The organism is Pseudomonas sp. SJZ103, from assembly GCF_007828335.1.
Lineage (GTDB): Bacteria > Pseudomonadota > Gammaproteobacteria > Pseudomonadales > Pseudomonadaceae > Aquipseudomonas.
The window spans coordinates 1-24,659 of the sequence record NZ_VIUN01000011.1 but is presented as its reverse complement, the minus strand read 5'-3'; the positions used below and the strand labels follow the sequence as shown (position 1 = coordinate 24,659).

At 59.6% G+C, this 24,659-nt stretch carries 23 protein-coding genes and 2 pseudogenes; 13 read left to right on the top strand and 12 right to left on the bottom strand.

What is annotated here, in order from left to right; all coding sequences use genetic code 11:
• Nucleotide 1 precedes the first annotated feature (1 nt).
• From FBY10_RS21600 to arnC, 7 genes are read right to left on the bottom strand one after another with little or no spacing between them, the layout of a single operon-like run.
• Nucleotides 2-1,381, bottom strand: coding sequence for a UDP-glucose/GDP-mannose dehydrogenase family protein (locus tag FBY10_RS21600; RefSeq protein ID WP_131696266.1), 1,380 nt, complete (start codon nt 1,379-1,381; stop codon nt 2-4).
• A complete protein-coding gene (gene arnF / locus FBY10_RS21595) occupies nt 1,378-1,791 on the bottom strand; it encodes a 4-amino-4-deoxy-L-arabinose-phosphoundecaprenol flippase subunit ArnF (RefSeq protein ID WP_131696267.1) in 414 nt (137 codons plus the stop codon). The genes FBY10_RS21600 and arnF overlap by 4 nt, the downstream gene beginning before the upstream one ends.
• Nucleotides 1,788-2,135 carry a 4-amino-4-deoxy-L-arabinose-phosphoundecaprenol flippase subunit ArnE gene (gene arnE, locus FBY10_RS21590; RefSeq protein WP_131696268.1) on the bottom strand — a complete coding sequence of 116 codons (348 nt, stop codon included), beginning with the start codon at nt 2,133-2,135 and terminating at the stop codon, nt 1,788-1,790. The genes arnF and arnE overlap by 4 nt, the downstream gene beginning before the upstream one ends.
• Nucleotides 2,132-3,787, bottom strand: a complete 1,656-nt coding sequence (arnT, locus tag FBY10_RS21585; protein WP_145337828.1) for a lipid IV(A) 4-amino-4-deoxy-L-arabinosyltransferase — start codon at nt 3,785-3,787, stop codon at nt 2,132-2,134. The genes arnE and arnT overlap by 4 nt, the downstream gene beginning before the upstream one ends.
• Nucleotides 3,784-4,668 carry a 4-deoxy-4-formamido-L-arabinose-phosphoundecaprenol deformylase gene (arnD, locus tag FBY10_RS21580; protein WP_145337829.1) on the bottom strand — a complete coding sequence of 295 codons (885 nt, stop codon included), beginning with the start codon at nt 4,666-4,668 and terminating at the stop codon, nt 3,784-3,786. The genes arnT and arnD overlap by 4 nt, the downstream gene beginning before the upstream one ends.
• Nucleotides 4,668-6,659 (bottom strand): bifunctional UDP-4-amino-4-deoxy-L-arabinose formyltransferase/UDP-glucuronic acid oxidase ArnA, encoded by a 1,992-nt coding sequence (gene arnA, locus FBY10_RS21575; protein WP_131696271.1) that lies wholly within the window; start codon nt 6,657-6,659, stop codon nt 4,668-4,670. The genes arnD and arnA overlap by 1 nt, the downstream gene beginning before the upstream one ends.
• Nucleotides 6,656-7,693 (bottom strand): undecaprenyl-phosphate 4-deoxy-4-formamido-L-arabinose transferase, encoded by a 1,038-nt coding sequence (gene arnC / locus FBY10_RS21570; RefSeq protein WP_131696272.1) that lies wholly within the window; start codon nt 7,691-7,693, stop codon nt 6,656-6,658. The genes arnA and arnC overlap by 4 nt, the downstream gene beginning before the upstream one ends.
• 435 nt (nt 7,694-8,128) lie before the next feature.
• On the opposite strand from arnC, the gene FBY10_RS21565 reads away from it, so the two are divergent.
• The gene (locus FBY10_RS21565; protein WP_145337830.1) at nt 8,129-8,947 is read left to right on the top strand and encodes a M949_RS01915 family surface polysaccharide biosynthesis protein; all 819 of its coding nucleotides are present in this window, start codon (nt 8,129-8,131) and stop codon (nt 8,945-8,947) included.
• A 108-nt stretch (nt 8,948-9,055) separates the two neighbouring features.
• Complete coding sequence (gene xerC / locus FBY10_RS21560) at nt 9,056-9,970, top strand: tyrosine recombinase XerC (protein ID WP_145337831.1); 915 nt, start codon at nt 9,056-9,058, stop codon at nt 9,968-9,970.
• A gap of 43 nt (nt 9,971-10,013) precedes the next feature.
• Here xerC and FBY10_RS21555 read toward each other — a convergent pair whose 3' ends face one another.
• Both FBY10_RS21555 and FBY10_RS21550 read right to left on the bottom strand, forming a co-directional pair.
• A complete protein-coding gene (locus FBY10_RS21555) occupies nt 10,014-10,871 on the bottom strand; it encodes an SDR family oxidoreductase (protein ID WP_092484302.1) in 858 nt (285 codons plus the stop codon).
• A gap of 100 nt (nt 10,872-10,971) precedes the next feature.
• A complete protein-coding gene (locus FBY10_RS21550) occupies nt 10,972-12,180 on the bottom strand; it encodes a multidrug effflux MFS transporter (RefSeq protein ID WP_145337832.1) in 1,209 nt (402 codons plus the stop codon).
• A 136-nt stretch (nt 12,181-12,316) separates the two neighbouring features.
• On the opposite strand from FBY10_RS21550, the pseudogene FBY10_RS32230 reads away from it, so the two are divergent.
• From FBY10_RS32230 to FBY10_RS21530, 5 genes and pseudogenes are all read left to right on the top strand, one after another.
• Nucleotides 12,317-13,072 (top strand): annotated as a pseudogene (locus tag FBY10_RS32230) (MCP four helix bundle domain-containing protein); the annotation flags it as partial.
• Nucleotides 13,067-13,930, top strand: a complete 864-nt coding sequence (locus FBY10_RS32225) for a methyl-accepting chemotaxis protein (RefSeq protein WP_371920991.1) — start codon at nt 13,067-13,069, stop codon at nt 13,928-13,930. The pseudogene FBY10_RS32230 and the gene FBY10_RS32225, both read left to right, overlap by 6 nt.
• Nucleotides 13,931-14,130: 200 nt before the next feature.
• Entirely contained in the window at nt 14,131-15,051 is a 921-nt protein-coding gene (gene rbsK, locus FBY10_RS21540) for a ribokinase (protein WP_145337834.1), read from the top strand.
• Between the two features lie 28 nt (nt 15,052-15,079).
• A complete protein-coding gene (gene fucP / locus FBY10_RS21535; protein ID WP_131696278.1) occupies nt 15,080-16,411 on the top strand; it encodes an L-fucose:H+ symporter permease in 1,332 nt (443 codons plus the stop codon).
• Nucleotides 16,408-17,454, top strand: coding sequence for an aldose 1-epimerase family protein (locus FBY10_RS21530; RefSeq protein ID WP_145337835.1), 1,047 nt, complete (start codon nt 16,408-16,410; stop codon nt 17,452-17,454). The genes fucP and FBY10_RS21530 overlap by 4 nt, the downstream gene beginning before the upstream one ends.
• On the opposite strand, the gene deoR is transcribed toward FBY10_RS21530, so the two are convergent.
• Nucleotides 17,451-18,209 carry a DNA-binding transcriptional repressor DeoR gene (gene deoR, locus FBY10_RS21525; protein WP_131696280.1) on the bottom strand — a complete coding sequence of 253 codons (759 nt, stop codon included), beginning with the start codon at nt 18,207-18,209 and terminating at the stop codon, nt 17,451-17,453. The genes FBY10_RS21530 and deoR overlap by 4 nt on opposite strands.
• Before the next feature lie 128 nt (nt 18,210-18,337).
• Here deoR and deoC point away from each other — a divergent pair, with 128 nt between their 5' ends.
• From deoC to FBY10_RS21495, 6 genes and pseudogenes are all read left to right on the top strand, one after another.
• A complete protein-coding gene (gene deoC, locus FBY10_RS21520) occupies nt 18,338-19,021 on the top strand; it encodes a deoxyribose-phosphate aldolase (RefSeq protein WP_131696281.1) in 684 nt (227 codons plus the stop codon).
• A 189-nt stretch (nt 19,022-19,210) separates the two neighbouring features.
• Nucleotides 19,211-19,570, top strand: a complete 360-nt coding sequence (locus FBY10_RS21515; protein WP_131696282.1) for a response regulator — start codon at nt 19,211-19,213, stop codon at nt 19,568-19,570.
• Nucleotides 19,570-20,181, top strand: a complete 612-nt coding sequence (locus FBY10_RS21510; protein ID WP_131696283.1) for a chemotaxis protein CheC — start codon at nt 19,570-19,572, stop codon at nt 20,179-20,181. Before FBY10_RS21515 ends, FBY10_RS21510 begins: the two co-directional genes overlap by 1 nt.
• Nucleotides 20,182-20,192: 11 nt before the next feature.
• On the top strand, nt 20,193-21,521 hold the full coding sequence (locus FBY10_RS21505) for an ATP-binding protein (protein ID WP_145337836.1): 1,329 nt from the start codon (nt 20,193-20,195) through the stop codon (nt 21,519-21,521).
• A gap of 2 nt (nt 21,522-21,523) precedes the next feature.
• Nucleotides 21,524-21,931, top strand: a pseudogene (locus tag FBY10_RS21500) (response regulator); the annotation flags it as partial.
• 169 nt (nt 21,932-22,100) lie between these two features.
• Nucleotides 22,101-22,505, top strand: a complete 405-nt coding sequence (locus FBY10_RS21495) for a DUF2251 domain-containing protein (RefSeq protein ID WP_145337838.1) — start codon at nt 22,101-22,103, stop codon at nt 22,503-22,505.
• A gap of 958 nt (nt 22,506-23,463) precedes the next feature.
• Here FBY10_RS21495 and FBY10_RS21485 read toward each other — a convergent pair.
• Nucleotides 23,464-24,069 (bottom strand): UvrD-helicase domain-containing protein, encoded by a 606-nt coding sequence (locus FBY10_RS21485; protein WP_256663569.1) that lies wholly within the window; start codon nt 24,067-24,069, stop codon nt 23,464-23,466.
• A gap of 21 nt (nt 24,070-24,090) precedes the next feature.
• On the bottom strand, nt 24,091-24,659 hold a 569-nt coding region (locus tag FBY10_RS31840), incomplete at its 5' end, for a CBS domain-containing protein (protein ID WP_256663570.1).

Genomic DNA, 24,659 nt, shown 5'->3' with positions numbered 1-24,659 from the left:
ATCAGGCTTCCACGACCTGCGGCACCCACTGCTGCTGGGGAATCGGCAACTGGCAGGAATCGCCACGGCCAATCGGGTAGTACTGGAAGCCTTTGCGCGCCAGGCGTTCACCGTCGTACAGGTTGCGGCCGTCGAAGATCACCGGGGTTTTCAGGCGCTGGTGGATCAGGTCGAAGTCCGGCGCCTTGAACTGCTGCCATTCGGTGCAGACGATCAGCGCATCGGCGCCGACCAACGTGGACTCCGGCGTGCCCATCAGCATCAGCCGTTGCTCGTCACCGTAGAGGCGCTGGGTTTCCTGCATGGCCTCCGGATCGAACGCCCGGACGTTGGCGCCGGCAGCCCACAGGGCTTCCATCAGCACGCGGCTGGGCGCATCGCGCATGTCGTCGGTGTTGGGCTTGAACGCCAGGCCCCAGAGGGCAAAGGTCTTGCCGCGCAGGTTGCCCTGGAAGAACGCATTGATGCGGTCGAACAGCTTGCTCTTCTGGCGCTGGTTGATGGCTTCCACGGCTTCCAGCAGGTCGCTGGAACAGTTGGCCTGCTTGGCGCTGTGGATCAAGGCGCGCATGTCCTTGGGGAAGCACGAGCCGCCGTAGCCGCAGCCAGGGTAGATAAAGTGGTAGCCGATGCGTGAGTCGGCGCCGATGCCCAGGCGCACGGCCTCGATGTCGGCGCCCAGGTGTTCGGCCAGCTCGGCGATCTGGTTGATAAAGCTGATCTTGGTGGCCAGCATGCAGTTGGCGGCGTATTTGGTCAGCTCGGCGCTGCGCAGGTCCATGAAGATGATGCGGTCATGGTTGCGGTTGAACGGCGCGTACAGGTCACGCATCACGTCGCGCACTTCTTCGCGCTCGCAACCGATGATGATGCGGTCCGGACGGCGGCAGTCGGAAACGGCAGAGCCTTCCTTGAGGAATTCCGGGTTGGAGACGATATCGAACTCCAGGTGCCGACCGGCCAGGTGCAGGACTTTTTCGATATGGGCGCGCAGGGTATCGCCGGTACCCACGGGCACGGTGGATTTCTCCACCAGGATCACCGGTTCGATACGGTGGCGGGCCACCGCATCGCCCACCGACAACACGTACTTGAGGTCCGCCGAGCCGTCTTCATCCGACGGCGTGCCCACCGCGATAAACAGCACTTCGCCGTGTTCGACGGCGAGTTTTTCATCGAAGGTGAAGTGCAGCCGCCCGCTTTCCAGGTTTTCCTTAACCATGGCCGCCAGTCCCGGCTCGAAGATGCTCACATGGCCTTGCTGCAGGAGCTTGACCTTGTTCTGATCGACGTCCATGCAGATGACATCGTGACCGACTTCGGCTAATACGGTGGCCTGTACCAGACCGACGTAACCACTACCAAATACACTGATTTTCATGGGGCATTCCTGGCGCTTGCAGCGCTAGCACGGCGAGAGTTAATGACCAGCACACCGAGGATGACCAAGGCCACCCCCAGGGTTTTCGAGAGGGAAAAATGTTCGTTGAACACCGGCAGGCTGGCGGCCAGCAGGTACACCAGCGCGTAGCTGATGCTCAGCAGCGAATAGGCGCGGCCCAGGGGCAGGTGCTTGAGGGCGCCGAGCCAGCAGAGCATCGACAGCGCGTAGGCCAGGATCGCCAGGCTCACCACCCCCAACGCCCCGAAGTCGATGGCGTTGCTGTTGAATGCCGTCAGCCATTCGGCGGGCAAGGGCAGGCGCGTCATGCTCCAGCGCATGCCCAATTGGGCGGCGCTGACCAGGCCAACGCTGCCCAGGGCCAGGGCGAAACCACGAATGCGGCTCATACCTGGCGCCCCAACAGCACCACACCGGCAATCACCAGCGCCACGCCCAGCCAATGCCGTGTGTCGATGGTTTCCTTGAACACGAAGCGCGCCACCAGCGTGACCAGAACAAAATTGAGGCTGAGCATCGGGTAGGCGATGCCGACTTCCAGACGCTGCAACACCAGCAACCACACCAGCAAACCAAAACCCAGGCACAGCAGGGCAGACCACAACCACGGCGAGCGCAGTTTCAGCGTCCAATCGTCGGGCTGGTCGCGCCAGCCTTCCACGGCGAATTTCTGCGAGACCTGGCCCATGCATGTCAGCAGGCAGGCCGCCAAGAACAGGAGCAGTGTGATCATGGCGCAACCTGCGGGAACACCAGGATCACGATATTGCCTTGCTCGTAGCGCTTGCCGTCTTTGGGCAGCAACGCCACTTCGGCGATTTCGTCGTCACCCTTGACGCGCATCACCACACCGACCGCGCCGTGTTTGCGCGCGTCGCTCATCCATTGCTGGACCTGCGTGGTGTCGACCTTGTGATGGGCCGCATCGTCGAAGGCCAAGCCATATTTCACTTCGCCGATGGTGTTATAGAGGGTCACGTCCGGGCGCTTGACGCGCCACGCCAGGGCGGAGGCCGCGCCCAGGTCGTTGCTCAGCAACGCGGTGGTCTGGCTCAGTTCCTGGAGGTGATCGATGATGAACTGGTCCGGGGTCTTGTTATAAACCACCGAATGGGGCAATGCGGCCGGGACCAACGCCACCATCAACCAACTGCCGATCACCGGCGCGGCCCACAGTTTCAAAGGCCGTGCGGCCTGCAGCAGGTTGACGAGGATCCAGCCAAACAGGAAGGCAAACACCAGTACCAGGCTGAGGGTTTCACTGCCGTGCTCATACACCGGTTTTTTCAGTTGGAACCAGGTCAGTGCGAGCAATGCCACGACACCGATGATCAGGTTCAGCCCGCCGTTGACCCGCAACGCACGGTCACGGCCCTCGGCCAATTTGGCGGACAACGCAGACCCCATCAGCAACGCCAGCGGCAGCAGGCACGGCATGACGTAGGAGGGCAACTTGCCTTTGGCCAGACTGAAGAAGGCCAGGGGCATCAACAACCACAGCAGCAGAAACGCGGTGGCAGGCAAGCGCTTTTGCTGCCACGCCTGCTTGAAGGTGGACGGCAGCAGGGCGACCCATGGCAACGAAAACGCGACCAGCAGCGGCAGGTAATACCAGAACGGCTCGGCGTGCTGTGCATCCTCGCCGGCAAAACGCTGGATGTGCTCGTGCCAGAAGAAGAAGTTCCAGTAGTCCGGCTCTTGCAGGTGCACGGTCAGGGCCCAGGGCAGGCTTACGACAATGGCGACGACCACGGCGACCAGGCCGTAACCGAGCAGTTCGCGAAAGCGCTTCTGCCAGATCGCGTAGGGCAGGGCAATCAGCACCGGCAACAGCCACGCCAGGAAGCCCTTGGTCATAAAGCCCATGCCGCAGGCCAAACCGAGCAGCGCCCAGGCTCCCAGGCGGCCGTTGCGGGTGGTGCTGTCGAAGCAGAACCACAGGGCGACGCCGGTCAGGTTGACCCAGAACGTGAACTGCGGATCGAGGTTGGCATAGCCGCCCAGTGCCGCCACGCTGACAAAACTCATGTACAGCACGGTGCTGACCAGGCTCTTTTGCGGGTCATTCCACAGTCGGCGCGACACCAGGTACACCAGCAGGATGCTCAAGCCGGTGCTCAACGCCGAGGCGAAGCGCACGCCAAACAGATTTTGCCCGAAGATCGCCTGGCCCAGCGCGATCATCCAGTACCCTGCAGCGGGTTTTTCGAAGTAGCGAATCCCCATGAAGTGCGGCGACGCCCACTTGCCGGTCAGCAGCATTTCCTGGCTGATCTGCGCGTAGCGGGTTTCATCCGGAATCCACAGGCCGTGGGTGGCCAGCGGCAGCAAATAGAACGCGCCGAATGCCAACAGGAGCAGGGGCAACGCCCAGCGCCGGATCATGCCTGCTGCACTCCGAGCCAACCCTCACGGCCGCTCAATGCGCCGCGCACCAGGTGTTGCCGGGGCAGGGTGGTCAGGTCCGCAGGCAACAAGTCGCCCAGGGGTTTGAAATCGATGCCGCGCTGCCCTGCCTGGGCGAGCAACTGGCGAAAATCATTGGCCATCAGAATCCCTTCTACTTCTGCGTGGATCGTGTAGACGTTGAGCTTCGACTCGGCAAACCGGTCAAGAATGAAACCGTTGAAGTCTTTGGCGGCCACCACCGGCCCGACGACTTCGTCGAAGGTCGGTAGGTCCACCGGAATTTGTGGCGTACCCGCGCTGCCATCGGCCAATGTCGGCCGAAACAGGCTGGTACCCCGGCAATCGCTGTTGTAGCGAAAGTTGAACCCTTGCTTGGCTTGCACCACACGCTCATCGGCACGCCACCCGGCGGCCGCGGAACAGTCGATGCGTTCGCCGAGGATGTCGTTCAAGGTCTCCACGCCGCGTCGAATCTGCTCCACCAGCTGTGCATCGCTCCAACGCCCGGTGTTGGCCTGCCAGCCGTGGTGATCCCAGGCGTGCAGGCCGACTTCATGCCCCGCTGCCTTGGCCTGGCGCATCAAGTGCCCCAGGTCACGGCCGATGGGCTTGCCTGGCCAGGCGGTGCCGGCCAGCAGGATGTCCCAGCCGTACAGGCCGGCAGCATTGGAACGCAGCATTTTCCACAGGAACTGCGGGCGGATCAGGCGCCACAAGTGGCGCCCCATATTGTCCGGCCCGACACTGAAGAAGAACGTCGCTTTTACCCCGGCCTCATCCAGGGATTCGAGCAACCGCGGCACACCTTCACGGGTGCCGCGGTAGGTGTCGACGTCGATGCGAAGACCTGCCTGCATCAGCGCTTGTCCGCGATTTCGAGCATGGCTTCACGCAGGAAGAAGTCCAGCGTGTTGCCGATGGTTTCGCTCATCTCCACGGTCGGCTCCCAGTTCAGCAGGCGCTTGGCGTTTTCGATGCTTGGCTTGCGGTGGGCCACGTCCTGGTAACCGGTGCCGTAGAACGCCTTGCTTTCTACATCGCGGAAACCGGCGAACGGCGGGAAGTTGCTGCGCAGCGGGTGCGCTTCGAACTGACGCAGCAGCTCTTCGCCCAACTGACGGATGCTGGCTTCGTTTTCCGGGTTGCCGATGTTGATGATCTGGCCATTGCAGGCATCGTTGTCGTTGTCGATGATGCGCGCCAGGGCTTCGATACCGTCGGCGATGTCGGTGAAGCAGCGCTTCTGCTCGCCACCGTCGAACAGGCGGATCGGCGTACCTTCCACCAGGTTGAGGATCAGCTGGGTGATCGCACGGGAGCTGCCGATACGCGCCGAATCCAGGCGGTCCAGGCGTGGGCCCATCCAGTTGAACGGACGGAACAGGGTGAAGTTCAGGCCCTTGGCGCCGTAGGCCCAGATCACGCGGTCCAGCAGTTGCTTGGAGACCGAGTAGATCCAGCGCTGCTTGTTGACCGGGCCGACCACCAGGTTGGAGGTGTCTTCGTCGAAGTACTGGTCCTGGCACATGCCATAGACTTCGGAGGTCGACGGGAAGATCACGCGCTTGTTGTACTTGACGCAGTAGCGCACCAGCTTGAGGTTTTCTTCGAAATCCAGCTCGAACACGCGCAGCGGGTTACGGGTGTACTCGATGGGTGTGGCGATGGCCACGAGCGGCAGGACCACGTCGCATTTCTTGATGTGGTACTCGATCCACTCGGTGTGGATGCTGATGTCGCCTTCGACGTAATGGAAGTTTGGGTGGCTGCGCAGGCGCTCGATGGCGTCGGAGCCTATGTCCAGGCCGTAGACTTCATAACGGTCGTCACGCAGCAGGCGCTCGGACAGGTGGTTACCGATGAAACCGTTCACACCGAGGATCAGCACGCGGGTACGGCGCGGCTTGCGGCCGGACTCGGCACCGCGCAGCACGGAGCCGTCGACCAGGCCCAGTTCGTTGGCCAGGGACGGACCCGCCAGGTACAGGCCGTTGTCGTTGCGCTGGCCGAACTTGACCACCAGGGAGTCTTCACCGCAGGCGATGCGCAGCGGGTTGACGCTGATCACGCGGCCCGGCGCCAGGCCTTCGTTGCCCTTGACCACTTCGGCTTGCCAGACGATGAGCTGGTGCTCACCGACAGAGCAGAAGGCGCCCGGGTACGGTTGAGTCACCGCACGCACGAGGTTGAACAGTTCTTCAGCCGGTTTTTTCCACTCCAGCTTGCCGTCGGCTGCCGTGCGGCGACCAAAGTAGGTGGCCTGGCTTTCGTCCTGGGCAGTCTCGGGCAGCTTGCCCGCAGCCAGTTGCGGCAGGGCATCGCGCAACAGGCTGGTCGCCGCATCACGCAGCTTGGCATGCAGGGTCAGGCCGGTGTCGGTGCGCTCGATCACGACTTTTTGCTGGACCAGGATCGCGCCGGCATCGGCACGCTTGACCATGCGGTGCAGGGTCACGCCGGTTTCGGTTTCGCCGTTGACCAGCACCCAGTTGGCCGGTGCGCGGCCACGGTATTTAGGCAGCAGCGAGCCGTGCAGGTTGAACGCGCCTTTGCTGGCGGTGGCCAACAGCGGCTCGCTCAACAGGTTGCGGTAGTAGAAAGAGAAGATGTATTCCGGGTTCAGCTTGGCAATGCGTTCGATCCACAGCGGGTGGTTGGCATCTTCCGGCGCATGTACCGGGATGCCGTTGCGCGCGCACAGCTGGGCGACGGAACCGTAGAAATTGTTTTCCTTGGGGTCATCGGCATGGGTGAACACGGCGGCAATGTCGTAGCCGGCAGTCAGCAGGGCTTCAATGCCCGCACAGCCAATATCGTGGTAAGCGAAGACAACGGCTTTTGAATTCATGACGAAACCTGATCGGAAGGAGAAGTAGTGGTGGAATGGGAGGACACCAGGCCGTCAACGACGACCACGGGTGCCGGTGCTGCCGGTTGGTTGCGCAGCACTTTTTCAATAAAGAAACGTGGGCGGGCGCGGACATCGCTGTACATTCGGCCCAGGTATTCACCCAGCAGGCCCATGCCGATGAACTGGCCGCCGGTGAACACGAACAGCACCGCGAACAGCACGAACATGCCGTCGCCGGCCCATTCAGCACCGAAGGCCAGGCGCAGGATGATCAGTGCAAAGGCGAACAGCATGCCCAAGGCCGCCAGGCTGAAGCCGACGATGGACAGCAGGCGCAGCGGGGTGGTGGTCATGCAGGTCAGCAGGTCGAACATCAGGCTGATCAGGCGCATGGCGCTGTATTTGGATTCGCCGTGTTCACGCTCGGCGTGGTGCACCAGGATCTCGGTGGTGTGGCGGGCAAAGCCGTTGGCCAGGATCGGGATAAAGGTGCTGCGCTCACGGCAGGCGAGCATGGCGTCGACGATCGTGCGGCGGTAAGCGCGCAGCATGCAGCCGTAGTCGGTCATGGCCACGCCAGTGGAGCGTTGCACGGCGAGGTTGATCAGGCGCGAAGGCCAGCGGCGAAAGGCCGAGTCCTGGCGATTGTTACGCACGGTGGCGACCACGTCGTAGCCCAGGGCCGCTTGCTCCACCAGGCGTGGGATTTCTTCGGGCGGGTTCTGCAGGTCGGCATCGAGGGTAATCACCACTTCGCCCCGGCACTGCTCGAAACCGGCCATGATCGCCGCATGCTGCCCGTAGTTGCGATTGAGGATCACCGCCACCACGTTGCTGCCGTCTTCAGCGGCGGCGTCTTCGAGCAATTGGGCGGAGTTGTCGCGGCTACCGTCATCCACCAGGATGATTTCGTATTCGTAGGCCAGTTGCTTGCAGGCGGCGGTGGTGCGGCGCAGCAGTTCAGGCAGGCTTTCTTGTTCGTTGTAGACCGGGATAACGATCGACACGCAATGAATAGGGTAGGGTTTCAAAGATTCATGACCTCGGGGTTAGAGCAACTTGGAGCGTGAAAGCGGTAGTAATCATTGGGCGAACACCTGGCCCGCTGGTAAAAAAACGGCGCTAAAGATGAAGCGTAATCAACAGGTTAGCGGGTGTTGTGTGACTCGCTCTGAAGGTTCACGTTCAAGATTAAGCGCAAAAATGTGCAACAGATATGAAAGGCAGATGAAAAACTCGTTTATTTGACAGGTAGACAGCTAGTGTTCAGCTACTTAATTAAGGCGATAAAGGCGTTATAAATTGGGCGAAACACGAACGGTTTGTATGTCGTGGGCCGGACTTGCCGAATACCGGCCGCCGTATCGCCCCGTGCGACTGCCTGCTGTGCATTTATATTGAAGAATCTTCTCTGCAATGCGCCTCAAGTGCCGGTAAAGTAAGCCATCTCTTGCCAGGGTACTCGGATGAATAGCGTGCAGCGTGTAGGCGGCCAATGGCGGCCCGTCTTGATGGGATTGTTGATGACGGTAGCGTGCGTCCCCACCGGACGGGCAGATGACGGCGTGGCACTCACCACCCTCGCTCAAGTGCCTGAGGGCGTTGAAGTACGCGGCAGGCAGGTCGCCGCCTATACCTGGGATGACCACCAGGGCAAGAACCTGCTGGTGCTCGCTGAGCAAGTCAGTGAGCGTGAGGACGATGGTACCCAATCGGCATTTGTCTACGCGGCGCAATACCTGATCGACGGCGACCGCCCCAAGCGCATGTGGATGCTCTACGACGACGTACAGCATTGCGAATTCGATGCGGCGCTGCACTTCGACATGGCGGCGACCAAGGTCACCGACCTCAGCGGTGATGGTATCACCCAGGCCACCGTGGGTTATTCGCGCACCTGCACCAGCGATGTCAGCCCCAATGAATTCAAGCTGATCATGCATGTCGGCAAGTCGCAGAAGTATCGCCTGCGCGGTGTCGACCGGGTGGGCGCGGCCTGGTGGGATGAAGAGGCCGGTGCGCTGCGTGGCATGCCGCTGCCCAAGGATTGCAGTGTGGCCGGGCAGCAGGCGCTGGTCAGCCAATACAAGGAGCAGGGCACCGAGTTGCCATTGCCGGGCTGCTATGACAACGAGAAGGACTTCGCCAAGGCGCCGGAGGCTTACCTGACCTTTATGCGCCAGCACTGGTTCGCGCTGATGCAGAAGCAGGACACCGAATGGAACCAGACCCAAACCCAGACCCAGTCGCCGGCACGGACGGAGGATGACGACACGGCCCCGTGATTTTGTGCCAGGACCCCTCCTGGGTTAGACTCGGTCTTCGCCAATTCACTAAATACCTCGATTAAACAATGGTTTGTTTGAGGTATTTAATCCAAAGGCTGATCTACCTTGACTGAGTCTATCCGCAACCCACTGACCCTCTACCTCACTCGCCTGGCCCCCTCCAGCCAACTGACCATGCGCTATGTGCTGCAGGATGCCGCCGACCGCCTGGGCTACGAGGACATCAACCTCGAAGACATCGACTGGCATCTGCTGCAACCCGAACACGTCATTGCCCTGGTCGCTGCTTTGCGCGAAGACGGCTACGCGCCGAATACCTCGTCGCTGTATGTGAATGCGGTGCGCGGGGTGATGAACGAGGCCTGGCGCATGAGCCTGATCAGCCAGGAACACCTGTTGAAAATGCGCACGGTCAAGGCCACGCCCGGCACTCGCCTGGGCCAGGGCCGCAATCTGCGGCGCACGTTGATCCGGGAAATGATGGAAGTCTGCGCCGCTGACCCGCGTCCCCAGGGCCTGCGGGATGCAGCGGTGATCGGCATCCTGTATGGCTCGGGAATGCGCAAATCGGAGTCGGTCAACCTCGACTTGGCGCAGATTAACTTCGCTGAGCGCAGCTTGCGGGTGATTGGCAAGGGCAATAAGGAACTGGTCAAGTATGCGCCGGACTGGGCTTTCGCCAAGTTGCAGGCCTGGTTGGCCTTCAGGCGCGAGCAGCTCAAGGATGGCGAGCAGGACGATAGCTTCCTGTTCAACCGCATACGCCGGGGCAGTCATATCACCCGCGAACGTATCACCAAGCACGCGATTTACTACATCGCCCGCCAACGCGGTGAGCAGGTGGGGGTGAAGATCATGCCCCACGATTTCCGCCGCTCGTTCATCACGCGGGTGATCGAGGAGCATGACCTGTCGATTGCACAAAAGCTGGCGCATCACACCAATATCCAGACCACCGCCAGCTATGACGTACGTGACGACAATGAGCGGCGGCGGGCAGTGGATCGGTTCGATTTGTAGGCGATCAGCGCCGTTTTACGTAGCGCTCGCAAGAGGGGCCGGCTTAGAGAATGGGTTTGCCACCGGTGACCGCATAGCGCGAACCCGAGATGTAGCTGGCCTCATCCGACGCCAGCAGCACATAAATCGGCGCCACTTCCACCGGTTGGCCGGGGCGGCCCAATGGGGTTTCGCTGCCGAAGTTCTGCACGTCTTCATCGGTCATGGTCGCCACGATCAACGGCGTCCAGATCGGGCCGGGCGCGACGCTGTTGACGCGGATGCCCTTGCTGCCGAGTAATTGCGCCAAGCCACCGGTGAAGTTGGCGATCGCACCTTTGGTGGCGGCATAGGCCAGCAGGGTCGGCTTAGGCATGTCGGAGTTGACCGAGCTGGTGTTGATGATCGAACTGCCGGCCTTCATATGCGGCAGCGCAGCCTTGCAGATGCGAAACATCGCGGTGATGTTGATATCGAAGGTCTTGACCCATTCCTCATCCTCGATCTCTTCGAGCGTCTCGTGGGTCATCTGGAACGCAGCGTTATTCACCAATACATCGATGCGCCCGAATTGTTCCACGGTTTTGTCGACCAGCGCCTGGCAGGTGGCTTTTTGCGCGATATCGCCGGGCAGCAAAAGGCATTGGCGGCCAGCTTCTTCAACCCAGCGTGCGGTTTCCCTGGCGTCTTCGTGTTCGTCCAAATAGGCGATGGCGACGTCAGCCCCTTCACGGGCAAAGGCGATGGCCACCGCGCGGCCGATGCCGCTGTCGGCACCGGTGATCAAGGCGATTTTGTTGGCCAACCGGCCGGAGCCCTTGTAACTCTGTTCCCCGCAGTCCGGGTACGGGTCCATTTTGCGCTGGGTACCGGGCACGTTTTGCGCTTGAGGGGCAAAGGGTGGGCGTGGGTAGTCAGTCATTTCCAATCTCCATAGGTTTCGAGCTGTGCTATGGGATTAGTAGTTTCATGGCCGACGATAGTTGTAATGGATGCCGGCCAGGCCCGACGAGTGGTACCGCTCAGGATGAGGGCGGGGCGCTCGCCAAGTGCGCCGGCAGACGGCGCAAGGTCCAGAGAGCGGTGAGCATCGCCGCCACGGCACACAACGCGATGCCTGTCAGCATCGGCGCCGGTGTATGGTCGGCAAACACCCCGACCAGCGTCATCGACACTGCGGCGGTAATCATCTGGATCGCCCCCAGCAGGGCCGAGGCGGAGCCCGCCACTGCGCCGTGATCCTCCAGCGACAGCACCCCGGCCGCCGGCAACAGCAGGCCGAGAAAACCGAAGCCGATAAACAGCAGCGCCATCATCCAGGGCAGGCTATCGACCCACAGCGTGGTGGCCGCCAGCACGATCATGACGGCGGCCACCGCCGTTACCGACCAGCGAATCAGCGGCGCCAGGCCGAAGCGGGCGCTCAGGCGAGCGGTGAGTTGGCTCATGGCGAAGAATGACGCAGCGTTCAGCGCAAAACACAGGCTGAATTGCGTCGGTGTCAGGCCGAAGTATTCGATATATACGAACGGCGCACTGCCAATAAACACAAAGAAGGTGGCCAGGCCAAAACCGCATACCACCGACAAACCGATAAAAACCGGATCGCGCAGCAACGCACCGTAGCTGGCGAACGCCGTGCCCAGGGTCTTGCCCAAACGCCGTTCGGCCGGGTGGGTCTCAGGCAGTTGCACGATGGTCATGACCAGGCACGCGACGGACACCACCGCCAGCACGGCAAACACTTCGCGCCAGCTCCACAGCGAGATCACCAGGCTGCCCGCCAGCGGCGCGAGGATCGGCGAAACACTCATCACCAGCATCAGCAAGGCCATCAGCCGCGCGGCTTCATGGCCGGTGTACAGATCACGCACGATCGCCCGCGGAATGACCATCCCGGCACAGGCACCGAACGCCTGCACGGCACGAAAGCCGATCAGCACTTCAATGGTGGGCGCCAGCGCGCAGCCGATACTGCCCACCGCAAAGATCAGCAGCCCGGCGTAAATCGGCGGCTTGCGCCCGAACACATCACTGATCGGCCCGTAGAACAGCTGGCACACGCCGATGATCATGAAGAACACTGTCAGGCTCATCTGTACAGCCGCCGGCGATGCCTGCAGGCTGGCGCCCAGGGTCGGCAGGGCGGGCAGGTAGATGTCGATGGCGAACGGGCCGACGGCGGTGATCAGCCCGAGCAGCAGGGCGAGGTGGGCGATACTTCGAGACATGGGCAGTTCCGGGCAGAGCAAAAGTCGATCAGATTAAGGGATTCGCGCAGATCTGCAAACTTAGGCTTCACTAACTGAGATTGATGCCGATAACGGTAAGAACGTTGCTTTGACTGTTGGGTATGGGGGTGTGGGCATGACGATCAAATTACGCTTGATGTTATTGATTGCCACCGGGCTGCTCACGGCCTTGGTCATGAGCCTGGCCGGCTACCTGGGAAACGCCCGGATGAGCGAGGCGGTGCAGGATAGCGAGGTCAGCATGACGGTCCTGCGCAACCATATGGAAGCCGACATGATGCACGACGCCCTGCGTGCCGACGTGTTTTCCGCCATGCTCGTGGGGTTGGGGAAAAGCATCAGCAGCAAGGACGAGGTCAACACTTCGTTGAAGGAACACGCCGAGCACTTCCGAGAAGTACTGGGGGACAACCTTAAGCTGCCGCTGGAGGCCACGATCAAGACCAGCCTGGAAAAAATCAGACCCAGCCTGGACACCTACATCAGCGCCGCGGAGCGCATCGTCGCGTTGGCCCTGGACAATCCTGAAGCCGCTCGCGGGGAACTGGACACCTTCAACAAGGCGTTTTCCCAGCTGGAAGATCAAATGGCGGCCTTGAGCGAGCTGATCGAAAGCAATACCCATCTGACCAGCACCAGTACACGGCAGACCATCAGTCACGCCAATTTAACCTTGGCCGCCGTGCTGATCGCCAGCCTGTTACTGCTGCTGGCGCAGGGGCGCTGGGTCATCTTGAGCATCATGGGGCCGCTGCAGGCTGCCAGCCGCATCGCCGCGAGTATCGCCCGTGGCAACTTGAGCGAGCCGATCGTCGAACCCAAGCGCAAGGACGAAGCCAGTTCGTTGATCCGCAACCTCGCCATCATGCAGCGGGATTTGCGCGGCATGATCGAAGTGGTGCGCAGTAATGCCCATGGCGTCAATGGCATGAGCGAACGCTTGAGCCAGGGCTGCCATGAAGTCGCCGGCAGCAGTCAGCAGCAAAGCGCGGCCGCCAGCACCATGGCGGCAGCGGCGAGTGAAATGACCGCCAGTATCGAAGAGATTACCCGACATGCCGGGCGTGCCCTGGACATGGCCAACCAGGCTGAAGCCTTGGCCAAGGACGGCGGCCGGGTGATTCACCAGGTAGTGAAGGACATGGACGGCATTGCCCGTTCAGCGCAGCAATCGGCCCAGGTCATTCGTACGCTGGACAAGGAGTCCGAGGCGATCTTCAGCATTATCCAAGTGATCAAGGGCATCGCGGACCAAACCAACCTGTTGGCGCTGAACGCCGCGATTGAGGCCGCCCGCGCCGGGGAACAGGGGCGCGGCTTTGCGGTGGTCGCCGATGAAGTTCGCAGCCTGGCGGGCCGCACCAGCGCCTCGACCCAGGAAATTGCCAACATGGTAGGGCGTATCCAGCAAAACACCCGGGAAGCGGTGACCAGCATGGAGGAGGGCGTCACCCAGGTGGATAAAGGCATGGCGGTGACTGCCGAGGTGGAGCGCGCGATCCGCGATATTCTGCAGGCCACCCTGAATACGACCGAGTTGGTGAACGACATCTCGCGCACCATCGGTGAACAGAGCCTGGCGAGCAACGAGATCTCCCACCAGGTGGAGATGATTGCCGGGATGTCGGAAAACAACAGCCGTGTCATCGGAGAAACCGCCTCGACCACCGATGAGCTGGCCGGGTTGGCCGGCAAGTTGTCGCAGTCCGTGGATCGCTTCAGCTTGTAACGCAGCGCAGACCTGATAACCGCTTAATGGACCGGCCCCCTGTGGGCCGGTTTTTTTTGCCCGTTGCACCGACTCACCCGCAGGACTTATAGATCGGCCATTGCAAAAAAAAGATTGAATATTCACACCTAATGTTATTTAAATAACAAAACAAGAGCGCCACGACCTGCCTGGTCGTGCTGCAACAAGGTGGAACAGCAATGAGCAAGATCGCAGTCATCGGCAGCAATATGGTGGATCTGATCACCTACATCGAGCGCATGCCAGCCCAGGGCGAAACCCTGGAAGCGCCTGGCTTTGCCCTCGGGTGTGGCGGCAAGGGGGCGAACCAGGCGGTGGCGGCAGCCAAGCTTGGGGCGCAGGTGCTGATGCTGAGCAAGGTCGGCGACGACATGTTTGCCGACAACACCCTGGCCAACTTCCAGCGTTTTGGTATCGACACCCGTTATGTCCAGCGGGTGCCTGGGGTTTCCAGCGGCGTCGCGCCGATTTTTGTGCGGGCCGACTCCCACAACAGCATTCTGATCGTCAAAGGCGCCAATGCGCATTTGTTGCCGGCGGACATCGACGCGGCGGCCGCCAACCTGCGCGAGTGCACGCTGATCGTGCTGCAGTTGGAGATCAATCTGGAGACGGTCTACTACGCCATCGAATTTGCGCATCGGCACGGCATCGCGGTGCTGCTCAACCCGGCACCGGCCCTGGCCGGCCTGAGTGGGGAGCACCTCGCGTTGCTGGATTTCCTGATCCCCAACGAATCGGAACTGGCGTTGATCACCGGCCAGGTCGTGGACTCGCCGGATGCCGCCCAACGCGCCGCGCGCACGCTGGTGGCCAGCGGCATTCGCCACGTGATCGTCACCCTCGGCGAACACGGCGCGTTGTACGTGGGAGAGGAGGGGGAATTCCGGGTGCCGGGCCGAAAGGTCGTGGCACGTGACACCACGGGCGCCGGCGATGCCTTTATCGGTTGCTTTATTCAGCACTGGAGCCGCGACGGCGGTATCCGACAGGCCATGGAACAGGCCGTGGCGTATTCCGTCTGCTCAGTCATGGCGCTGGGCACCCAGACGTCTTATCCCGACAGCCAAGCGTTCGCTCGTTTCCAGCAACAGCAGTAACACTCTCAAACCAGCCCGGAGAACAATAATGAACAAACCTGCGCTGCAACAGACACCCGATGGTTTCTACCTGAACCGCACGCCCTGGTTCGCCTTTATCCTGCTGTGCAGCATCTTTGCCCTGTGGGCCGCGGCGGCGAGCATGAACGATGTGCTGATCGCACATTTCAAGAAGGCGTTTTTACTCAGTGATTTCCAGACCGCCTTTGTGCAGTCGGCGTTTTACCTGGGCTACTTTTTCGTGGCCATTCCGGCGGCGATGGTGGTGCGTCGTTTCAGCTACAAGAGCACGATCCTGATCGGCTTGCTGCTGTACATGTTCGGCTGCCTGCTGTTTTTCCCGGCGGCGTCAACGGCCAAGTACGGCATGTTCCTGCTGGCGTTGTTTGTGATTGCCGCTGGCCTGTCGTTCCTGGAAACCGCCTGCAACACCTACTCGACCCTGATGGGCCCGCGGGAAACCGGGACACGGCGCTTGAACATCTCGCAGACTTTCCACCCCTTCGGCGCGATGGCCGGGGTGTACGTCGGCAGCTTCGTGATGTTCAAGGACACCGACGCCACCACGGAACAACTGACGCAGATGAGCGCCTCCGAGGCCGCTGTGCAGCAGTTGCAAATGATCCAGTCCACGCTGTTGCCCTACAAGTGGATGATTGCCGTGCTGGTACTGATGTTTATCCTGGTCGCCATCACCCGATTCCCCGCCTGCAAGGGCAATAAACCCGCTGACAGCAAGCCTGGCAGCCTGCGCCAAAGCCTGGGTCGGTTGTGGCGTAACCCGCGTTTTACCTTTGGCGTATTGGCGCAGTTTCTCTACGTGGGCGCGCAGGTCGGCGTGTGGAGTTTCACCATTCGCCTGGCCATGCAAATGGGCGGAATGAACGAGCGCAGCGCTTCATGGTTTTTGCTGACCACCTTTGCCGCCTACTTTGTCGGCAAGATGATCGCCAACCTGTTGATGCGCCGCCTGCACCCGGCCAAGGTCCTGGCGATCTATGGCGTGCTGTGCATTGTGCTGCTGGCCTACACCATTCTGGTGCCGAACATTTCGGCGGTGTATGCAGCGGTCGGCGTGAGTATTTTCCTCGGCCCGTGCTGGCCGACCATTTACGGCCTGACCATCGATGGCCTGGGTGAAGACACCGGCGTCGGCGGTTCATTACTGGTGATGAGCATCGTCGGCGGCGGGGTGATTCCAATCTTCCAGGGCCTGTTGTCCGACGCCAGCGGCGGCAACATGCAACTGGCTTACAGCGTGCCGTTGCTGTGCTTTATCGTGATCGTGATGTATGCGCTCAAATGCATGCGCCAATCCGCGACCTTGCCTTCGGGCGCAGCAGCGGCGGTGGCCTCATGAACACGCGTATCCCGCTGTATCCCGCGGTGTTTACCGAGCAGGAAAAGATCCTGCTGCAGTCTGAGGATTTCAAGGTGAGCGCCTGGACCTACCCGTCCGGGGTGCTGGCCGTGAGCCTGGAGAACAGCCGTGGACGCCTGGTGGTGCTGCCTTATCAAGGGCAGATGATCTGGTCGGCGGTGTTCGACGGCTGCGACCTGACCATGAGCAACCTGTTCGAGCAACCTCGGCCCAGCCCGACGGTCATCGATACCTATGGCTGCTTCATGTTTCACAGTGGTCTGCTGCGCAACGGTTGCCCGGCGCCGGATGACACCCACGCCTTGCATGGCGAAATGCCTTGCGCCCCGATGGACTCGGCCTGGCTGGAAATCGGCGAGGGCATTGTGCGCCTGGGCGGTCGCTATCAATACGCCAAGGGCTTCGGCGATCGCTACCGGGCGTGCCCCAGCGTGACCCTGCGCGCCGACTCGGCTTTGTTCGATATCGACATGGAGGTGACGAACCTGGCCGGCAAGCCTATGGAGCTGATGTACATGGCCCACATGAACTACGCCTTTGTTGCCGATGCGCGGTTTGTCGAGCCATTGGGCATGCAACGCCTGCGCCTGCGTACCAGCATTCCTGACCACGTCAAGCCGACGCCGGACTGGAGCGCCTACATGGCGCAACTCGCCGAGCAGCCCGGGCAATTGGCGTGTCTTGATCAGCCAGGGTTGTACGACCCTGAAATCGTGTTTTTCTTCGACGGCGTCGGCACAGATGCCACCGGCCAGGCGCATTTCCTGCTGGATCACCCCGACGGCGCGGCGTTCTACACCCGCTATCGCCCCGAACAATTCGAGCACGCCGCACGCTGGATCCTGCACACGCCGGATCAGCAAGTGGCGGCGTTCGTGCTGCCATCGACGTGCGAACCCGAGGGCTATAACGCCGAGAAAGCCAAAGGCAACGTGCGTGTGTTGGCAGCGGGAGCCAGCGCCTCGTTCAGTGTGACCACGGGCTATCTGAGTGCGCAGGAACGGTTGCGGTTGCTGGGTTAAACCAGCAATTGCGCGCCGTGGGCCTGGATGGCTTCCTTGTAGCTGCGGGGGATTTTCTTGTCGCTGACCACGTACTGAAAGTCCTCCAGGGTGGCGAAGTGAGCCGTGCGCACCGTGTCGAACTTGCTGAAGTCGGCGAGCAACACGCGTTGCTGGGCCTGGCGCATGACCTTTTGCTTGACCTCGACCTCGTTGAAGTTGAAGCACGTCACGCCGAATTCCTGGCTGACACCCGCGGCAGTCACGAAGGCCCAGGTCAGGCGCACGCTGTCGAGGATGCTGCTTTCGGCCGTGTTTTCAAACACCTGGTTCTTGCGGTGAAAGGTCCCGCCGCACAACACGATGTGGCAGTTGGGCTTGCCATGCAGCTTAAGCAGCACGTTCAGCGAGCTGCACACCGCAGTGAATTCCAGCTCATCGGGGATGAAGTCAATCACAAAGGGGGAGGTGGTGCCGCAGTCGAAAAACACCGTGTCACCGGGCTGGATCAGCCGCGCGGCGAGTTTGCCGATGCGGCGCTTTTCCTCGACGTGGCGCGTGTCCTGCTCGGCAACCCGGTAATCGCTGACCTCACTGCCGACGCGGGTGATGTAGCCACCCAGCAGGCGCAGGTGATCGCTGAAGTGGTTGAGATCGCGGCGCAGGGTCATCTCCGAAACCTCCAGCAGCGCCGCCATTTCCCTCAGGTGAATGGCGTTCTGGTCCTGCAAGGCTTGTTGGATAAGCTTGAGTCGCTCGGCTTTTCTACTGTCCACGAGTATTCCAGGGCTTGATTGTTTGTGTTAGATAAGTAACATTTAGTGTTATTATTGTAACGTATTAGTGTGAGCGCTGTGACAGGCGGCACACGATCATTCGCAACATACAGGCAAGGGCTCGTTAAATGAACACTCTTCAACCCGCAGCATTGGCCAAGTACATCGATCACACCTTGCTGGCTCCCGATGCCTCCCGTGAGCAGATTCGCACCTTGTGCGAGGAAGCACGGGAGCACGGTTTTTATTCGGTGTGCCTGAACTCAGGGCAGGTGCCTTACGCCGCATCGTGCCTGGCCGATGACAGCGTGGTGATTTGTGCCGTGGTGGGCTTTCCGCTGGGCGCCGGCCTGAGTGACACCAAGGCCTTCGAAGCCGAACAGGCGATTGCCGCCGGGGCAGGGGAGATCGACATGGTGCTCAATATCGGCTGGTTGAAGGACGGTTTGCTGGAGGCGGTGCGCGAAGACATTGCGTTGGTCCACAAGGCGTGCGGCGCCGTGCCGTTGAAGGTCATCCTGGAAACCTGCCTGCTTGATGACGAAGAGAAGGTCCAGGCCTGTAAAATCTGCCGGGACTTGGGTGTGGCGTTCGTCAAGACGTCCACCGGGTTCAGCCGAGGCGGTGCCACCGCCGAAGACGTGGCCCTGATGCGTAAAACCGTGGGCGCCGGGGTTGGGGTCAAGGCTTCCGGGGGCGTGCGCGATTATCCGACGGCACTGAAGATGATTGAAGCCGGGGCAACACGCTTGGGCAGCAGTTCGGGGGTTGCGATTGTCGGCGGGGCGATGACGGCGGCGAGTGGTTACTGAGCTTCGGGCCGACGCTTGGTGACCTGTCGGGAAATCCCGACAGCCTTCGCAAATCATTAGAGCAATATCGGGATTTCCTCATGGCTCTTTGCTATATGTCACGCTAGAGTGATTGGAAGATTTAATGAAGTCTTGATTTCTCCGGCCTCGGCCGAGGCCGCAGGACACTTCATACCTGTGGAGTGCACCATGAAAGTTCTAATCGCCGATGACTCATCCATGTCCCGCAAGATGGTCTTGCGTTCCCTGCCTGAATCACTGACCGAAGATGTTCGCCAAGCCTGTAATGGTGCCGAGGTGATGGAGGCCTACCACGCCGGGCACGTCGATCTGCTTTTTCTCGACCTCACCATGCCCGTCATGGACGGTTTCCAGACGCTGGAGGCGCTCAAGCGCGAAGACGCCAATGTGGTCGTCGTGGTGATCAGCGCGGACATCCAGCCCCTCGCCAGGCAGCGCGTATTCGACCTGGGCGCTGCTGCATTCGTCGCCAAGCCAGTTACGGCAGAAGCCGTACTCAATGCTTTGCACGTCATAGGAGTGCTTTGATGGAAACCTTGGCCGAGCTCACCGAAGACCAACGTGACGCCCTGCAGGAACTGATGAACATCGCCATGGGACAGGCGGCCGAGCGACTGGCCCTGCTGACCAATACCATGGTGACGCTTTCGGTTCCTTTTATTCACCCGCTGATTCGGGAACAGAATAACCTGGCGATCCCGGAGCATCTGCGCCGAAGCTTCATGATTGTCACCCGGCAGTCTTTCCTGGGGGAGTTACGCGGAGAAGTGTTCGTGTGTTTTGGCGCCATGGGGGCAGATGAACTGGCCGAGCTGCTGGGCTACAAGGGCGGCGGCCTGGCCCAGCAGGACGAGTTGATGCTTGATGTCACCAATATCCTGACCGGCGCCTGCATCAGTGGGCTGGCAAGACAGGTGGCGACTCAAGTGAGCTATGACGCACCCTCCATTCTCGTCCACAGGGAGCAGGAAGCGAACGCACTGGATGAATTGAACCTGAATGAACACCTTGCGATGGTGTTGGAAATCCGTTTCGAGGTTCAGGCTCATCAATTCTCCTGCGACCTGCTGATCTGCATCACTGAACGTACAGCAGGCGTTGTCGTTCGGGCCATTGATCGTTTGCTGGACGAGCTTTGAAGGGGGCTCCCATGACAGACAATAAGGCAATCTCCCGGGAAACCCTTGAGTCGATGCTCAAGGCCATCAACATGGGCGTGCTGCTGGTCGACCAGGACTGCAAGGTGCTGTTCTCCAACCACTTTATGTCCATCAACAGCGGCCGCAGCGCTGAAGAACTGATCGGCCGTACGCTGTTCGAAGCTTTTCCGGAACTGCCGGAAGTCTGGACCCGGCAGAAGATCAACAGCGTCATGACTCTGCAAAACTTTGCTTTCACTTCGTGGCAGCAACGTCCGCACCTGTTCAATTTCGAAAGCACCCGGCCCATCAGTGGCATGGTCCGGCACATGTATCAGAACTGCACCTTCTTCCCCGTGCAAGATGCCGATGGCAGCAATCTTGGCGTGGGCCTGGCCATCAGTGACACGACCGATACCGCTGCGCGTCAAATCGAGCTGACGCACCTCAACCAGTTGCTGGAAGAAGAAAAGGGCGCCCAGGCGCTGCTTATCGCGCGGCTCGAAGAGGCACAGGCGCAGTTGCTGCAGTCCGAGAAAATGGCCGCGATAGGGCAACTGGCTGCCGGCGTGGCCCACGAGATCAATAACCCGATCGGTTTCGTTTGTTCCAACGTCAACAGCCTGCGCCGTTACCTCGTGGACATCTTCGCGCTGCTCGAGGCCCATGAACAGGCGACCGATGACACGCATGCCAGTGCTCATCCCGAGCTTGCGGTGATGCGGGACAAGATGGATTACACCTTCATGCGCCAGGACATCGACGACCTGCTGGCCGAGTCGGCCGACGGGCTTGACCGGGTCACTCGCATAGTCAAGGACCTGCGCGAGTTCTCCCATGTCGACAGTTATGAATGGCAGTTGGCCGATCTGCACAAGGGGCTGGACAGCACCCTCAACGTTATCTGGAACGAGATCAAGTTCAAGGCTCAGGTGATCAAGTGCTACGGCGATATCGAGCCCATCGAATGCATGGGCTCACAGATCAATCAGGTTTTCCTGAACTTGCTCATCAATGCAAGCCATGCCGTGGGTGCCGACGGCGAAATCACCATTAGCAGCGGGAGGGAAGACGGCGGCGTGTTCGTCGAGATCGCCGACAACGGTCATGGCATTCCCCTTGAAATCCAGAACCGGATATTCGAACCGTTCTTCACAACCAAGCCGGTGGGCATGGGGTCGGGCCTTGGCCTGTCGTTGTCGTACAGCATCATGGTCAAGCACCATGGACGGCTCACCGTCGAAAGTGAGCCGGGCAGGGGGAGTCGCTTCCGCGCTTGGTTACCATTACGCCAGCCGGTGATACAGGCTGTCTCTACTTGCGCCGTTGAAGGACGCTGATCATGGATAGGCTGTCTTCCAGCGTAAAACGGCATACCGTCATGCTGGTGGATGATGAAGAAAGCATCCTCAACAGCCTCCGACGCCTGCTGCGCGCAAAGCCTTACGACTTGCTTCTGGCCACGAGCGGGGCCCAGGCGCTGAGTCTTTTCGAACAACATCCTGTCGACCTGATCGTCTGCGACGCGCGCATGCCGTTCATGGACGGACCGACCTTGCTGCGCGAGGTGCATAGGCGCGATCCGCAATGCGTAAATATCCTGCTGACCGGTTATGCCGATATGAGCATGATCACGCAGGCGCTCAACGATGGGTATGTGTTCCGTTACATCAGCAAGCCCTGGAATGATGAAGAGCTCAAGCTGACTCTCGATCAGGCTCTTGAAATGAAGAGAGCGTCCGGTGAGCGTAACCCTCCGAATACGCCCCAACCCTATAACTCAACTAAATGACTATTTAGTTTAGTTATTCTTTTTGTTTTTTTTGTGGGCGGCATAGGGCAGTTTAATCGTTGTCACCCAACCGTGGACTGTTGGTATTCTTAACGTCTGAAACATTCAACTCGTAAAGGAATACCCGATGCCAATATACCTCGCTGCCGAATCAGAACTGCACGTGGGTCAAAACTCATTCACAGAAGCACCTGCGGAAGAAGGAACTTGCGTTGTCGTATTCGAAGACGACGAAGACACCGGCTATTTCTACGCTCTGGATACAGCGGCTGAAAGCAACCCGATTCAAGACGCGCTGCATATCTACAACGTTGCGGACGTTTCAGACAAACATAAACCCTCCAGTTTGAAGATCGGTTGGTCCGTTGATCACACCAAGGCCGTGTTGCTAATCAACGATTATCCGCATGCCATATTCGATTTCACGGCGAAACAAGGCTATTGCCGTACCGGGTTCCCACCACACACTGGCAATGGTTGGTCTGAACATGGCCACGATTGGGATGATGCTGCGCTTGAACTGTTCGCATGAGTATGAGGATGAGCCTGGGTTAGCCAGGCTTTTTCTTCTGCGCAAAGGATCTACCAGGTTTAACGGGCAGGCAGCGCCACAGCGAGTGTCGTCATCGTGTTTTTCCACCAGGCGAGAAACAGGGGGGGGCGCTTGGTGAAAAGCGCCAAGCAGAGCCCAACGAGGACATTCTGTTGGTTCGCATAATGTATATTATGTTAAATAATGTATCAGGCTCAGCCACTTCGGTTCGTGTCCAATCCCACATACCTCCCTTGCGACTGCGCGAATTTGAGACTTTTCGAGTGTGAACACCCCTGCTGTTGCCTTTTTGTCCGCAAATTTGAAACTGTGTGGTAAGAATTTGTGCAAATGTGCAACTCTATTGATTGGTTCTGCATGCCTCCTTGTTCATCGTTTCCTGCAGGCGACATGCTGCTGATGTGACCGTTGCATTTGAATCCCATGATGATTTTCTAGATCAGGATTTTACTGTGGGTCGGTCATCTATACGCAGCGTCAATGACTACTGGAAAGTTTCGATAAAGAGCTTCTGGCCGTCGACGGATACCTGGCCGCGCGTGCGTACCTGCGGCATTTTGCGGAAAACCCCCTGACTTTTAGCACCTATCGCTGTCAAGTCGAGCACCTCTTGCTGTGGTCGTTGAATGTTCTAAAAAGGCCTATCACCGAACTCAAGCGCCTTGATGCTAGGGCGGCTGCCTTCGAACACCACATTGGGCATCAGCGTCGGAAATACCTGGCTCATCACCCAGTGCAACTGGGCTGACGTCTCACTCTTTTTTCGGGCCCGGGTAATCCGCATGCATGTTCTACGGCATTCATCCACCCTCGCCTCACTCACAAAGACAATGTCGTCTGTGATCGAGGTGTCACTATCATCCGACATGAAGCTCACATGCCAAGGACTGTCCGCGATATTGCCTAACGAAGGCTGGTTGCTGACAATGCAATGCTCTTACAGCATAAAGAGTCGGGGGACTTGCCCTTTCAGCCCTTGTGACACTATCTGAATGAAGGACTTTATTGGCGCCGTAGGCATGATTATCACACGCTCGAATGTGGCGCCTTTCGACACTTTGAAATTCATGAAGTCCAACGGGAACTCTTTGCCAGAAGCTATAGTACTGCGTAGGCATTGAGGCCGGTACCGCTCAACGTATTGGTCGACATGCTTGGAGTGCAGCAAGTACACGCCATCATGCTCAGACGCTACGTGGTTCTCTGACGTTGTTTCTGGAAAGCCCCATGACGTATCAAAAATGGAATCAGAGAATGTAGCGATCTCAGTTCGGCAGCGGTAAGTCGTGGTCGCATACTCAATGCTAAGCAGCCCTCCCTTTTCGCGTGCAAGGAACCATTCAAGTGCACCTGCATACCCATATTGTTTATTTTTCTGTCCCCGAGGGTTTGTTGAGAGCACCGCTTGGCGCACGTCACCAACCATGCGGACGTCGGCCCGCGACTCAAGTAATTCATGGACGATTTCCCAATCGTAGCCACTGAGATCTTGTACCTCGTCGATCAAGATTTCGTCGTAGAGGCACTCAAGTCTGCGTATCAACGCTGGGGTGGCTGCGATAAGCTACCGCGCGAGGCGTCCGAGTTCGCATGCGTAGATCTGGTTGCTACTATCCATAAATCTCTGCTTGTTCTTCGCGTACATGCTAGGGCGACCTTCGAAGTTGAAGCCCCCTACCCGCTCCCCCGGAAATTTGAATGGCAGGAACGGTTTTACAAAGTGGCGAAGCAAGAATGTGTACCAGCCCAGAACCTCGAGGTTGTAGCGATCGCCGACCTGGGTGCGGAGGCGATGGATCAGTTCCTGTTGATTCGTCTGGGTGAACGTAACAATGAGCACACGCCGAATCGGATGGCCATGATGGACAACCGGCAGATGGTGAATATTCCGGCGCAACATCACCAGCATCGCTTCAAACACTGAGTCGTCTGCGCCTATCGTTACCGGCTCGGCCGTCATGATGTATCGGGCAGCCGTTTCGTCAGCGTTTCGGCCGGCCGCGACAACGCGTGTGCGAAGGTCCCGATCCGTCACGACCCCTTGGATTTCAGCCGCCTGCAAGCCCGCTGATGACATCACTAGAACGCAAGAAACGCTTTGTTCTGTCATGATTTTTGCCGCGTCGCCGACGC

Coding starts and splice junctions, on each gene's coding strand:
- FBY10_RS21600 (WP_131696266.1), bottom strand. CDS start 1,381: ATGAAAATCAGTGTATTTGGTAGTGGTTACGTCGGTCTGGTACAGGCC.
- arnF (WP_131696267.1), bottom strand. CDS start 1,791: ATGAGCCGCATTCGTGGTTTCGCCCTGGCCCTGGGCAGCGTTGGCCTG.
- arnE (WP_131696268.1), bottom strand. CDS start 2,135: ATGATCACACTGCTCCTGTTCTTGGCGGCCTGCCTGCTGACATGCATG.
- arnT (WP_145337828.1), bottom strand. CDS start 3,787: ATGATCCGGCGCTGGGCGTTGCCCCTGCTCCTGTTGGCATTCGGCGCG.
- arnD (WP_145337829.1), bottom strand. CDS start 4,668: ATGCAGGCAGGTCTTCGCATCGACGTCGACACCTACCGCGGCACCCGT.
- arnA (WP_131696271.1), bottom strand. CDS start 6,659: ATGAATTCAAAAGCCGTTGTCTTCGCTTACCACGATATTGGCTGTGCG.
- FBY10_RS21565 (WP_145337830.1), top strand. CDS start 8,129: ATGAATAGCGTGCAGCGTGTAGGCGGCCAATGGCGGCCCGTCTTGATG.
- FBY10_RS21555 (WP_092484302.1), bottom strand. CDS start 10,871: ATGACTGACTACCCACGCCCACCCTTTGCCCCTCAAGCGCAAAACGTG.
- FBY10_RS21550 (WP_145337832.1), bottom strand. CDS start 12,180: ATGTCTCGAAGTATCGCCCACCTCGCCCTGCTGCTCGGGCTGATCACC.
- FBY10_RS32225 (WP_371920991.1), top strand. CDS start 13,067: ATGCAGCGGGATTTGCGCGGCATGATCGAAGTGGTGCGCAGTAATGCC.
- rbsK (WP_145337834.1), top strand. CDS start 14,131: ATGAGCAAGATCGCAGTCATCGGCAGCAATATGGTGGATCTGATCACC.
- fucP (WP_131696278.1), top strand. CDS start 15,080: ATGAACAAACCTGCGCTGCAACAGACACCCGATGGTTTCTACCTGAAC.
- FBY10_RS21530 (WP_145337835.1), top strand. CDS start 16,408: ATGAACACGCGTATCCCGCTGTATCCCGCGGTGTTTACCGAGCAGGAA.
- deoC (WP_131696281.1), top strand. CDS start 18,338: ATGAACACTCTTCAACCCGCAGCATTGGCCAAGTACATCGATCACACC.
- FBY10_RS21515 (WP_131696282.1), top strand. CDS start 19,211: ATGAAAGTTCTAATCGCCGATGACTCATCCATGTCCCGCAAGATGGTC.
- FBY10_RS21510 (WP_131696283.1), top strand. CDS start 19,570: ATGGAAACCTTGGCCGAGCTCACCGAAGACCAACGTGACGCCCTGCAG.
- FBY10_RS21505 (WP_145337836.1), top strand. CDS start 20,193: ATGACAGACAATAAGGCAATCTCCCGGGAAACCCTTGAGTCGATGCTC.
- FBY10_RS21495 (WP_145337838.1), top strand. CDS start 22,101: ATGCCAATATACCTCGCTGCCGAATCAGAACTGCACGTGGGTCAAAAC.